The sequence below is a fragment of the Paraburkholderia sp. 40 genome (genome assembly GCF_050434105.1).
Lineage (GTDB): Bacteria > Pseudomonadota > Gammaproteobacteria > Burkholderiales > Burkholderiaceae > Paraburkholderia > Paraburkholderia tuberum.
Window position 1 is genome coordinate 1,385,224 of sequence record NZ_JBNPVY010000004.1, and the last position, 13,159, is coordinate 1,398,382.

Sequence of the window (13,159 nt, forward strand, 5' to 3'; positions counted from 1 at the left end):
GGCAAAGCGCTTCGCCGGGTGAAGGGCGAAGCGCCATGGCCGCTTACAGCGAGTAATACATTTCGAATTCGATCGGGTGCACCGACTGACGATAACGCTGCAGTTCCGTCGTCTTCAGTTCGATGTACGCGTCGAGCATCGCATCCGTGAACACGCCGCCGCGCGTCAGGAACTCGCGGTCCGCGTCGAGCGAGTCGAGAGCCTGGTCGAGGCCCGCGCACACGGTCGGGATCTTTGCATCCTCTTCCGGCGGCAGGTCGTACAGGTTCTTGTCGGCGGCTTCGCCCGGGTGAATCTTGTTCTGCACGCCGTCCAGACCCGCCATCATCAGCGCGGAGAAGCACAGGTACGGATTCGCCAGCGGATCCGGGAAGCGCGTTTCGATACGGCGGCCCTTCGGGTTCGACACGTGCGGAATTCGGATCGATGCCGAACGGTTGCGAGCCGAGTAAGCGAGCTTGACCGGCGCTTCGAAGTGCGGCACGAGACGCTTGTACGAGTTCGTACCCGGGTTCGTGATCGCGTTCAGCGCGCGAGCGTGCTTGATGATGCCGCCGATGTAGAACAGCGCGAATTCCGACAGACCTGCGTAACCATTGCCCGCGAACAGGTTCTGGCCGTCCTTCCAGATCGACTGGTGAACGTGCATGCCCGAACCGTTATCGCCGACGACCGGCTTCGGCATGAACGTTGCCGTCTTGCCGTACGTGTGCGCGACGTTTTGGATGATGTACTTCAGTTGCTGCGTCCAGTCGGCGCGCTGCACCAGCGTCGAGAACTTCGTGCCGATTTCATTCTGGCCCATGCCCCCCACTTCGTGGTGATGCACTTCGACCGGAATGCCGATCTGTTCAAGCAGCAGACATATTTCCGAACGGATGTCCTGGAACGAATCGACCGGCGCGACCGGGAAGTAGCCGCCCTTGGTGCCCGGACGGTGGCCGGTGTTGCCGCCTTCGAATTCCTTCGCCGACGACCACGGTGCTTCTTCCGAACCGATCTTCACGAAGCAGCCCGACTGATCCGTGTTCCACTGGACCGAGTCGAAAATGAAGAATTCCGGTTCCGGACCGAAGTACGCGGTGTCGCCGAGGCCCGAGCTCTTCAGGTACGCTTCGGCGCGCTTCGCGAGCGAGCGCGGGTCGCGCTCGTAGCCCTTGCCGTCAGCCGGTTCGACGACGTCACAGGTCAGCACGAGGGTCGATTCTTCGTAGAACGGGTCGATGAAGGCCGTGTTCGCGTCCGGGACCAGCAACATGTCCGATGCTTCGATGCCCTTCCAGCCGGCAATCGACGAACCGTCAAACGCATGGCCGCTTTCGAACTTGTCTTCATCGAATGCCGACACCGGCACCGAAACGTGTTGTTCTTTGCCGCGCGTGTCGGTGAAACGGAAGTCGACAAACTTGACGTCTTCGTCCTTGACGAGTTGAATGACGTCGGCCACGGATTTACTCATAACCTATCTCCTGATTAACAATTTCGGCGGATTCAGCCGCCGCCCAATCTAGCTGACCCATCCCGGAACGTCCACTTATATGGCGTCGCGAGCGGAAAATTCTGCCGGGATAAATCGATCGGCACCAATAAAGCAGATAGTGTGCCACCTCTGGGCCTCGTATGGGCCAATCCGGCGCACACCATTACGCCGCTTACGTTTGCCGGCCACGCACGAGGCGCGAGCAGCGTCGCAAACAAACGGGCGGGCATCGCAACGCACCAATTTCGCGCATTCACCGCTTTGGAAATGACGATCCCTACCATTTTGGTGCATTCAGCAGGAAATGCACCATATTTGCGCATCGAGGTTGGGACGGCGCCCGCAGCTGCCCGGCGCCGTCCAGTCTACACAGGTCTGTGCGCTGCCTGCAGCGCGCTAGAATGATCATTTGGTCCGAAGGAGATTGACGCTCATGAGCACGCTCGAACAGCTTTACGCGAAGGCGGACGCCCGCCGCACCGAGAACCAACTGCCCTACGCGGGCGCGGTATCGCCGGCCGAGGCGTTCGAACTGCTGGAACTCGATCCGCGCACGCGTCTCGTCGACGTGCGTACCCGCGCCGAGCTCGACTGGGTCGGCCGGCCGGTGATCGGTGATGGCCAATACGCGCATGTCGAATGGACGCGCTACCCGGGCGCGGTGCCCAATCAGGAGTTCGTGCAGCAACTGGCGCAGGTCGCCTCGCCCGACACGCCGGTGCTGTTCCTGTGCCGCAGCGCCGCGCGCTCGAAACTCGCCGCGATCGCCGCGACCCAGGCCGGCTTCACGAAGGCGTATGACCTGCTGGAAGGCTTCGAAGGCGACAAGGACGGCCAGGGGCATCGGAAGACGGTGTCGGGATGGTGTTTTCGCGGCTTGCCGTGGATCGGAGCCTGATGGCGCGTGGCGCACTGCCCGCATCCGCGGAAGCCCGTGGCGCGGCGCTGAAGCAGGCCGATTGAAACGGTTCGCGCCGACCACGCGTTGATTGCATCGTCGGCGCGAGTTGTGACACTGCGATGTCGCGGTTCGCGCCAACCTGACCCTCAGGCGCGGACCGCTTGTTTCGTCGAGCGCCGCGCGGGCGGCGCTCCATTGTGTTCAGGGCGCGGCCGAAATCCCGAACACATGCAACTTGCCCGCGCTGACCTGTTTCGGCAGCGTGACGCTCGCCACGAGCTTGCCCGGCGTCAGTGGCACGCTCTGCGCGAACAGATAGGTCTTGACGCCGTCGTTGCTGCCGTCGCCGGCATTGCGATAGGTCGTCGTCAACGCGATCGGGTCCACCGGCGCCGCACCGCCACCATTGAGCGTCCAGTCGTCGAACGTGAGCGTGAAAGGTGTGGTCGTGCCGTCCGCATAGGTAACGAGCGCGGCACCCGAGCTCGGGCCATTGTTCGCGGAACCGAGCAGCACCAATGAGCGGCCCGTCGTGCCGGGCGGCATCGCGATGGTCTGCCCCACCGCCACGGCGTTATCGAGCGGACCGCCAGACAACACGAAGCTCGCGCCACCGAAGGAGAACGGTTTGCCCGGCGCTGCGCCCGCCGCCGTCAAGGCCTGCGACGAGTAGCTGAACAGCGAGCCGTCGAAGTCCGCACCCAGACCATCGGTATCGGTGCTGCCGTCGCTGCCGATGCCGTGGTTGTTGAATGCGTCGGCCACATTCCGCGCGAGCGGCACGCCATACGAAGGGGGTGCGTCCGCCGCGCTCGTCCCCCACTGGGAGGGAGACGAACCCATCACGAAGTTCAGCGTGGCGCCGTCGGCGAGCGTATCGATGTCGAGCCACGAACCATGGTGGGCCGTGCCGTTGACGCTCAGGCTCTGCACATACTTCGCGCTGGGCGCACCGGGTGCATGGATACGCAGCGTCTTGCCGTTGCCCAGATGAACGGTGATCGACGCAAACTGCGGACTGCCGATCGCGAGACCGCCGACACCCGGTATCTCCGGATAAAGACCCAACGCCCCCCACACGTACCATCCGGACACCGCGCCGAGATCGTCATTGCCGGGCAAACCGTTCGGCCCTGTGCCGAAGGCGCTCGCCATGATCTGCTGGACCACGTTCTGCGTGCCCGACGGCGAACCCGCCCAGTTATATAGCCACGGCACCTCGAAGGTCGGTTCGTTGCCCATATAGAAATTGGGCAGGCTCATCCCAGCGTTCAACACCGTAAAGAACGCGTTCAGGCGCGACACCGCCGCCGTGTTGCCGCCCAGTTGCGCAAACAGTCCAACCGGGTTGAACGGCACCATCCACGTGTACTGCTCGGCATTGCCTTCGACGTAGTTGTCGGTGCTGCTCTGCGTCTGCGCAATCCAGCTTCCGTCCGGGTTGCGCGCGGCGATCAGAGGCGGCGACAGCGACGTGTTGAGCAGGTTCTGCCAATAGGCCGAGCGGCTCAGCAGCAACTTCTGGATCGTTGAATTGCCCAGTTGGCCGGCAAACTGCGAAATGGCGAAATCGCTGCTCGCGTATTCGAGCGTCGACGATGCCTGCCCCCATTCGCCATTCGTGATGTAGCCGAACTGCAGATAACTGGCGCGGCCGCCGTTCGTGGTCACGCCATTGCACGCCGTTCCGGGAACGTTGGCCATCTTGATCATGTGCTTCAGCGCGCCCGAGGTATCGAACGCTCGCGCGCCGAATGCATAGGCGCCCGCCACGATCAGCGAGCCGGCGTCGCCGGGCATCACGCCATCCTCGACGTTGTCGTTGACCCAATGCGGAATCGCGCCGCACTGATCCGCATCGTTGACTAGCGACTGCGCCATATCGCTGGTTTCCTGAGGAAACAGCGTGGCTTTGAGCGGAATCAGCGAGCGATAGATGTCCCAGCCCGAAAAGCTGGTGTACTGCGCCGCGTGGCCCGCGCTAACCGTATGGACCTGCTGGTCGAAGCCGATATATTGGCCGTTGGAATCGCTGAATACGCTCGGCGCCCACAGCGCGTGATAGAACGCCGTATAAAACTTCGTCAGCGCAGTCGTGTCCTGACTACTCACCTGAATCGTATTGAGGCGCTGATTCCATATCGCATCGGCCACGGCCTTTACACCGTCGAAATCCCAGGACGGATTTTCCTTGTCGAGATTACCCTTGGCATTGGCGACGCTGACGTATGAAATACCGATTTTCATCATGACCGTGTTCGCTTTACCGAAATTCATCACGGCGCGTCCTTGGGTAAAAGAAGATTTGTTTGCAAATGGCTGACTGAATTGCGCATAAAAGTACACCGGCACATTCGTCGAATTGCCGCAGAAATGTCCGCCGGTCGTACTGCCTGAAATCGTCCGCGCGTCCACCTGCGTGACAGAGCCGGCCACACCCGTTTGCGTGTTCGTATAGGTCGTGTCGAGCACCAGAGTAGACGACCCTTGATCAGGATACGTGAAGCGGCCGAAGCCGGTGCGCAACGTCGCCGTCAGTTCGACCTTGATCTGATTGTCCAGCAACACCGAATAAGCGCCGGCTACCGCCTTCTCATTCGCGTGGTTGAACGTTTGCGCGAGCGGCTTTGTTGCATCGAGCGTTGGCATCATGGGGAATTCGCCGTCATTGCCGGAACAGCCCGCGCCGCTCATATGCGTGAGACTGAAGCTCTGGATCGAGCCGATGTCGTAGTAGTAACCGGCCGGCGAACCAGGCTCCGCGCTGTTCGACGGAGCCGGCGTGGTATTCGTATCGGGCGCCCATTGCACCATGCCGTTCGGCAGACCCGCCGCGGGCACCACGCTGCCGGCTTGACCCGCGGGCACCGGATTCGGCGAGTCGCTCGCCAGGGTGCCGATCAGCGGATTGACGTATTGAGTCAGGCGCTGACTCGCGTTGTTGGCCGCGAAAGCTTGCGCGTTATCGTTTGCTGCATTGGCGACGGACCCGTTGGATGCGGCGTTTGCACTACTCTGAGCCGCGCCACGAAGCTGGTTCGACGCCACCGCGGCAGAGCCGGCCTGACTGCCCGGACTATCTCCTCCACAACCCGTCAAAGCACCGGTAATAAGCAAAGCGACCGAAAGACGGCGTATATCTATCACGGCTGCCTCCTGAGTATTGTTTAGTCATCCGTTTAGTCGTCGCGATTATCGTTTGACGATCGGCTCAATGACTGGAGGCCATGCTATAGGAGCGATTCGAATTGCGTCAATCGATTATCCATTCCGATTTAAGTTTATTTTAATTTACTAAACAAACTAAAATTCGCGATGGAATATCCAATTATTGGATTAATCGAGGCAATGGAATGGACCGGGTCTGGAGGAATGCCCGGTACTGCATAACGAATTTTATTTAGCAATGCCCGTAGAGATACTTGAATGCCGACGATGAGTCGCATCGAGAGGCACGCAGAAAAAGCGGCGGTTAGTTGCGCGGAGTTGCCGGCCCCGCGCTGCGCGCATGTCGATGTGCGTTGAAGCGGCATGTGCGCGCGGCGCCCGACATCCTGAACTGCGCGGGTCGTACAGTACAGCTGCCCGGCGGACCGCTGTCACCCGCTCAGCTTCGCGGCTTACCCGTGGCCGCTGCCGCCGCTGCCGCCGCTTCAGGCTCGACGATATCGCCACCGAGCAGATGCACCCCCTCTCGCAGCTTCACGAACGCCGCGGCGACGGCTTCCGGTTCACCCTTCACACCCAGATCGATGTGATGCCGCGCATACACGCCGCCGCGCTCCGCATCCCCGACGCTCGGCAGGCTGAACACCCGCACGCCCGGAAAATCGCGCTCGATTTTCTCCATCAGCGGCGTCACGCGCGACTCCGGCAACTCGAACACCAGCAGCGATTTTTCAGCGTGCGGCGTCGTGTGATGCAGATGCGCGTACTGCGTGTCGAGCACCCACTCGATCATCGGCCAGGCCATCACCGGAAAACCCGGCACGAAATGGTGTTGGCGGATCGAAAAGCCCGGAATCTTGTTGTAGCCATTCGGAATGATGTCGGCGCCCTGCGGGTACGTGCCCATATTCAGGCGATGCCGGTTCTCGGGCGAGTTCAGATCGAGCGGCGCCGGCGAGTTCGCCGGATACATGTCGCGGATACGCTCCTGAATCAGCTTCGCGGCTTCCGGATGCAGCTCGAGCGGCACGCCGAGCGCGGCCGCCGCGCACTGGCGCGTGTGGTCGTCCGGTGTCGCACCGATACCGCCTGTCGAGAACACGATGTCGCCCGACGCAAACGTGCGCCGCAGCGTCGCCGTGATGCGCTCCGGATCGTCGCCGATGTACTCCGCCCAGCCGAGCGACAGCCCGCGCCCGCGGAGCAACTCGATGACCTTCGGCAGATGCTTGTCGACGCGTCTGCCCGACAGGATTTCATCGCCGATGATGATGACGCCAAATGCCATTGCCGCCTCTTTAGTTTGATCAATAGGGAACCGGCGCGACCTCGCGCGCGCCGCCAGGCGCTTCCGCCCGCATGCGCTGCAGCGCGCGCAGGCAGTAGTCGCCGAACCATAGCGCCGAGAACACGAGGATGAACGCGTAAATCCAGATCGTCACCGTCGTGATCACCGGGAACAGCACAATCAGCCATACCGACGACGCCCACAACAGCGTCGGCAACGAACCTAGCAGGCCGCTCACGATACCGATCAGCAGCAACGGCAGCCGGTGGCGCCGCACCAGTTCGCGCCGCTCGTCGCGCGTCGCATGCAACGAGAGCGCGTCGTAGGTCATCACGCGATACGTGAGCCATCCCCACAGCAGCGGCGGAATCAACGCGAAGAATGGCGGCACGAGCCACAGCGGCAACGTGACGATCAGCAGCGCGAGACACAGCAGCGTGGTCCAGAGCGCCTGACCGAGGCTACCGTACCACGTTCCGCCGTGGCGCATCTCCAGCCCGGCGAACTGGCGGGCCGCGAGAAAGCGGATCACGGCCGACATCGACAGCATGGCGATCAGCAGCAGCACCGTGACGACGATCAGCGGGATCGCCATCGCAATCACGATGAACGGCGCGATGACCGCGTGCAGCGTCGAAAAACCGAGCACGTCGAACAGATGATAAAGCGTGGCGGTGAAGGACCAATCGTCGAGCCAGGTGCGCGTCGCGCCGGTCAGCGTCTGCCAGAAGAACCACAGGAGTACGCCCCAGCCGACCGTCGCGACGATAAACGGTTTGAAGGTCAGCCAGAGCATGCGCGGATGCAACGCGCTTGCGAGTGCGCGCCCAAACGAGCGCAACAGATCATTCATGCGAGCCAGTGCCTGCGAACGAAACGATGGACGGGAGAATCGCGCCGCGCCCGGGCCAGGCATGCTGGGGCACTGGAGGGTGCGCTCGAACGTGCACAGCATAAACCAAGGGACGCGCCGCCGGTGGAGGTGAGCAGCACGGCGGAGTGCGCGCTCGAATGGATCCGCAGTGGACTCAGAACGGTCTCTGAACCGACTCAAACGGCAGCGGTGTCGTTGCCGGCTGCGCGACGCTTCGATACGAGGCGATGCGCGATGCGCACGAAGGCGAACCAGTGCTGCGCCCAGAATCCATCGCCATAGCGGCGGCCTTCGAGCTGATCGCTGATACCGGTCGGCTCCATGTCGCGGCTCCACGACACGCTGCGGAACAACATGTCCCACCACGGGAACAGCACGCCGAAATTGCAGCCGTAATTGAGCCCTTCATGACCGTACCCGATCGCGTGGTGACGGCGGTGGAACGCCGGGCTGACGAGCAGCCGCTCGCCGAGCCAGCCGTAATACAGGCGGATGTTCGCGTGCTGCACGCTTTGCGCGAGGTTCGTGATCGCAACCAGCACGACGAACTGCGACGGCGGCACACCGATTGCGAGCGCGATCATCGCGAAGAAAGACGCCTGCAGCAGTTCGTCGAGCAGATGGTTGCGATCATCGGACCACAGCGACATCTGCCGCTGACTATGGTGTACCGCATGCAGCTCCCACCACACGCCGAAGCGGTGCTGCCAGCGGTGATACCAGTAGCCGGCGAAATCGAGTACGAGCAGATACATGACGAACGTGACGAGCGGCTGCGTGGTCACGCCGGGCCACAGGTTGTCGAAGTTCAGGTTCGCGATGCCGTGCAGCCGCAGCCAGCCTTGCACGTTGTCGAAGAACGGTTGCAGCGCGAAGAAAAAGAACAGGTTCAGAATGCCGAGCTTGGCGATCCACGTGTACAGCACGTCGACGCGCACGGCCTTGCGGTTCTCCCATTGCTCGACCGGGCGCAGCGCCTCGAGCGGACGCAGGATCGCGTACATCGCGAGCACCTCGAGCACACCGACGATGACCCAGTACAGGCTGTCGTAGGTGTCCTCGTCGTAGTCCATCAGATTGAACCGGAACAGCAGCGGCTGCACCACGTCGACGTACAGCCACGTCTGCGCGGCTGAAACGAAGCTGTCGAGTGAGGAGAAAATCAGATGGAACATGATGCTGGCCTGTTACTTCATCCTTGGTGGCTCGTGGCGTCCTGGCTCTGCTCGGTTGCCCTCGGGCACTGTCGGGCACCCTCAGGTCCCTCAAGCGCCGTTCGGCGCCGTCACCGGCGCGCGGTCGAAGAAATAGATTCCGTGCGGCGAGCGGCCCACCGCAATGGTCTGGATCAGCTTGCGCGTGTTGAGATCGATGATGCCCACGTGCTTCGCGAAGCGGAAGGTCACCCACAGATAGCGTTTGTCGGCGGAAAGTTCCATATCGTCGGGTCCCGGCATCAGGCCGGTGATGTCGCCGACGTTGGTGAGCGTGTCTTCGTCGATGATGCTGATCGTGCTAGCGACGCGGTTCGACACCGCGACATGCTTGCCGTCGGCGAGCGAGCGGAAATTGTGAGCGCCCTTGCCCGTGTGAATCGTCTTGACGACCTTCTGGTTGCGCCAGTCCACCACGGCGACGCAGTCCTCGCCTGTCATGCCGACGAGCAGGTACTTTTCCCCCGGCGTCATCCACAGTCCCGCGGGCACCTTGCCGACCTTCATCTTCCATTTGACGGTTTGCGTGGGCAGGTCGATGGCGGCGAGCTCGCCCGAGATCTGCAGCGAGACGAACACCGTCTTGCTGTCATTCGAGAACGCCATGTGGCTCGGCATCACCGCGAGCGGCAGCCGTGAAGCCAGCGTCATCTGGTTTTTCTGGTTGTCGTAGTGATAGATGTCGAGTCGATCGAGCCGCAGTCCCGTAGTGACGAGCCACTTGCGATCAGGCGAAAAACCGATTTGATAGGGATCTTCGATGTTCTCGACCCAGCGCTGTAACTGCCCCGTTTTCGGATCGACGAACATCAGGTTGTTCGACACCGAATTGGCGACGATCAGCGAGGAATTGTCCGGCGTGGCCATCAGGTGATGCGGTTCCTTGCCCGTGGGCACGGTGCCGATGACCTGGCGGCTGTTCTCGTCGATCAGGCTCAGCGTGGCCTCGCCGGAATTGAGCACGATCACGTTATTGGCGTGCGCCGCCGGAGAAAAAAAGCCTGCGGCGGCGACCAGCACCGCGGTCGCGGCGAACGTGGCACTCAAGCCGGGAAGAAAAAATTTACGCATGAAAACTCGCTTCGGAGAACAACAGTCATTGTAGAACGTTTGCCGGTCCTAGCGGTTGACGTAAGTCACTGGCGACGACCGACAAATGATGGGTGCGATGAAGCGCGACCGCGTGCGGGAGGTTTCGTCTGCCACGTCCGGTTTGATGCTCGCGCCGCGGGTTTTCGAGTGAGGAATCAATGTGTTCTCCCTGTCAGGGTCAATCATGCATCAGCCACAGGTTAAAATCGCGCAAATGATTAGCGGGAACAATAAGAATACTCCTCTTTCCTTATCAATAAAAACCTAGCCGTATTAATATATTTTTTAGCCCGATTGAATTTCGGAGTTTGCTGATATCTGAATTGCACGCGGACATCGGAGAATTCTCCATACGCGCCGCCCCGGTAGCGCCTCCCCCATGAATCCCGAGCGCACATCGCCGGGCTGACGCGCGCTCGGCCAAATAACGCAAGCCTTACCAATGACCGGTGTTTTTGTATTTTCAATATTTTCAACCCCACCAGGCAATAACTTCACGTCAAAGTCGGAATACGCGCTGCGTGCCACTAACTACGATAATGCGGAGGACTTTTAATTGATGAACAAGAATATTTCGATAATTCGCCATACCACGTCTCAAATAAAAGTCGCAGCGCCGCGAACTGCCTGCCTGCAAAAACACCGTGCTTCCGCGCGCCAGAAAAGCATCGCCCGGGCGGTTCGAAGTACCGCGGGTGTTGCAATAGCGGCGGCGGCCCTTTACGTCACGGAAGCGACAGGCGCCGGCGTCGATTCCGTCGAGGTGGGCACGGCCAGCGCGCCCGGCGACATCGCGGTCGCGATAGGCGCACAGGCCACCGCAAGCGGCAACTCATCGCTGGCGGTCGGCTCGCAGGCGAACGCGCAAAACGACGGCGCGATCGCGGTAGGGGCGAACGCCACGGCGCAGGGCGATAGCGCCGTCGCCATGGGCCTCTCCTCTTCTGCACAAGGCGAAGGCGCGAGCGCCTTCGGGCCCTATGCGAATGCGCAAGCGGAACGCGCGACCGCGGTCGGTCTGAACGCGTCGGCGCTTGGCGTCGACTCGGTCGCAGCGGGCTCCGGTTCAATAGCGGCGGACTCGGCCGCCTCCGCGTTCGGCTCCCTATCCACGGCAACCGGCGTCGGATCGACCGCGCTCGGCTACGTCGCGCAGGCCGCAGGCGCCAACTCGCTCGCCGCCGGAGCATGGGCCTCGGCGCTCGCGGACTCGAGCGTCGCGCTTGGCAGTAATGCCGTCGCCAGCGGCGTCGGCGCCATCGCCCTCGGCGTTGCCGCGCAGGCACGCGGCGCCTACGCCAGCGCAATCGGCTTCGGCGCAACGGCCGCGGGAGCCGGCGCGATCGCGCTCGGCAGCAACGCAAACGCGAGCGCCGACAATAGCGTCGCGCTAGGCGCCAACGCCAGCACCACGACGGACCTGTCGCAAAGCGCGTTTGTGCCCGTGGGAACGGGCGCCACCCCGATCGCGGCCTCCAGCGCGACGGGCGAAGTCTCGCTCGGCTCGGCGAACAACGAGCGTCGCCTGACTAACGTCGCCGCGGGCGCCGCGCCCACCGACGCGGTCAACGTGAGCCAGTTGAGCGCGGTCGACAACAAGGTCGATGCACTCGCTCAAAGCAGCGCGCTGCATTACTTCAGCGCTGCTGACCCGGCCGACGGCTCCAACGAGGCGCTCGCAGACGGCACGCACGCGCTTGCCGCGGGCAGCAATGCCAGCGCTATGGGCAGCAACGCAACCGCATTCGGCACCAGCGCCAGCGCCAGCGCAACCGACTCGACCGCGATCGGCGCGGGCGCCGTCGCCGGCACGGCCGACGCGACCTCGCTGGGCGCGTCAGCGTCGGCCTACGGCTCCGGTGCGACGGCGCTCGGCTCCAACGCCACGGCGAACGGCGCCGGCGCCCTCGCGCTCGGCTCCGGTGCCAGCGCAACCGCCGACAACGCACTTTCGCTCGGATCTAACTCGAGCGCGCTAGTTGCAAACTCCGTCGCGCTCGGCCAGGGCTCGATCGCCGATCGCGCGGGTACCGTGTCGGTCGGTTCAACGGGCAACGAGCGCCAGATCACCAACGTCGCGGCTGGCACCGCCGACACCGATGCGGTCAACGTCGCCCAGCTGAAAGCGGTGAGCGACCAGAGCAGCGCGACCGCAGCGAAGCTCGACGGCGCGGTCATGTACGACACGAACGCCGACGGCAGCATCAACCGGAACAGCGTTACGCTCGGCGGCGATACCACGGAGGGCACCGTCATCCACAACGTCGCAGACGGCGTACAGGCGTCCGACGCGGTCAACCTCGGTCAGCTGAACGCGGCGCTCGAAGGCGCGATCAATAACGCGACGATCGGCTCGGCCGACCCGTTGTTCAGCGCGGCAGGCGATAGCGCGACTGAGAGCGCGCAGGCGTCCGGCGCGCACGCGATTGCGGCCGGGGCGAACGCGCGGGCGAGCGGCGTCAACACGGTCGCCGAGGGTGCGAACGCAGAGGCGGCCGGTACGAACGCGATTGCCGTCGGAGCGAATGCACAAGCAAGCGGCACCAACGCGGCAAGCATCGGAGCGAACGCCATCGTCAGCGGCAACAACGCGACGGCGGTCGGTGCCGCAGCCAGCGCGAGCGCCGACAACTCGGTGGCGTTAGGCCAGGGCTCCGTCGCCGACCGAGCGAACACGGTATCGGTTGGCGCGGCGGGCCAGGAACGCCAGATCGCCAACGTCGCGGCCGGCGTACGAGGCACCGACGCGGTCAACGTCAATCAGTTGCAGCAAAGCGTGAGCGGCGCGATCAGCGCGTCGAATCGCTATACCGACGACCAGATCCGCTCCGCCCGTCGGGACAGCTACGGGGGCACGGCATCGGCGCTCGCGATGGCAGCTTTGCCGCAAGCGGTCCTGCCGGGACACGGCATGGTCGCCATGGCGGGTGGCACGTACGGCGGTCAATCTGCGCTCGCAATCAGCGTGTCGCAGTTGTCGGACACCGGCAAATGGATCTACAAGGTCCAAGGCAGCACCGACTCTCGCCGACAGTTCGGCGCATCGATCGGCGCGGGGATGCATTGGTGAAATCAGCTCGTGCGAACGTATCGGACCGAGTCCGGCCGCGACGGCGTTCAAAGGACGCTCGGTGTACCCCGC

The 13,159-nt window shown here is 62.9% G+C and carries 8 protein-coding genes; 2 read left to right on the plus strand and 6 right to left on the minus strand.

Annotated features, from left to right (window positions below; all coding sequences use genetic code 11):
• Positions 1 to 43: 43 nt before the first annotated feature.
• Complete coding sequence (gene glnA / locus OKW28_RS27945; protein WP_429293433.1) at positions 44 to 1,459, minus strand: type I glutamate--ammonia ligase; 1,416 nt, start codon at positions 1,457 to 1,459, stop codon at positions 44 to 46.
• A 454-nt stretch (positions 1,460 to 1,913) separates the two neighbouring features.
• On the opposite strand from glnA, the gene OKW28_RS27950 reads away from it, so the two are divergent.
• Positions 1,914 to 2,378 carry a rhodanese-like domain-containing protein gene (locus tag OKW28_RS27950; RefSeq protein ID WP_184022229.1) on the plus strand — a complete coding sequence of 155 codons (465 nt, stop codon included), beginning with the start codon at positions 1,914 to 1,916 and terminating at the stop codon, positions 2,376 to 2,378.
• Positions 2,379 to 2,582: 204 nt separating this feature from the next.
• Here the strand turns inward: OKW28_RS27950 and OKW28_RS27955 are convergent, their stop codons facing one another.
• From OKW28_RS27955 to OKW28_RS27975, 5 genes are all read right to left on the minus strand, one after another.
• Positions 2,583 to 5,528 carry a GH92 family glycosyl hydrolase gene (locus OKW28_RS27955; RefSeq protein ID WP_429450473.1) on the minus strand — a complete coding sequence of 982 codons (2,946 nt, stop codon included), beginning with the start codon at positions 5,526 to 5,528 and terminating at the stop codon, positions 2,583 to 2,585.
• 460 nt (positions 5,529 to 5,988) lie between these two features.
• Complete coding sequence (locus OKW28_RS27960; protein WP_429450475.1) at positions 5,989 to 6,837, minus strand: competence/damage-inducible protein A; 849 nt, start codon at positions 6,835 to 6,837, stop codon at positions 5,989 to 5,991.
• 19 nt (positions 6,838 to 6,856) lie between these two features.
• Positions 6,857 to 7,690: an EI24 domain-containing protein gene (locus tag OKW28_RS27965; protein WP_429450477.1), complete on the minus strand. Its 834-nt coding sequence runs from the start codon at positions 7,688 to 7,690 to the stop codon at positions 6,857 to 6,859.
• Between the two features lie 197 nt (positions 7,691 to 7,887).
• Positions 7,888 to 8,886 carry a sterol desaturase family protein gene (locus tag OKW28_RS27970; protein WP_429450479.1) on the minus strand — a complete coding sequence of 333 codons (999 nt, stop codon included), beginning with the start codon at positions 8,884 to 8,886 and terminating at the stop codon, positions 7,888 to 7,890.
• Between the two features lie 90 nt (positions 8,887 to 8,976).
• Positions 8,977 to 9,996, minus strand: a complete 1,020-nt coding sequence (locus tag OKW28_RS27975) for a beta-propeller fold lactonase family protein (protein ID WP_429450481.1) — start codon at positions 9,994 to 9,996, stop codon at positions 8,977 to 8,979.
• Positions 9,997 to 10,576: 580 nt separating this feature from the next.
• Between OKW28_RS27975 and OKW28_RS27980 the strand changes: the two genes are divergently transcribed.
• On the plus strand, positions 10,577 to 13,087 hold the full coding sequence (locus tag OKW28_RS27980; protein WP_429450483.1) for a YadA family autotransporter adhesin: 2,511 nt from the start codon (positions 10,577 to 10,579) through the stop codon (positions 13,085 to 13,087).
• The last annotated feature ends 72 nt before the right edge of the window (positions 13,088 to 13,159 follow it).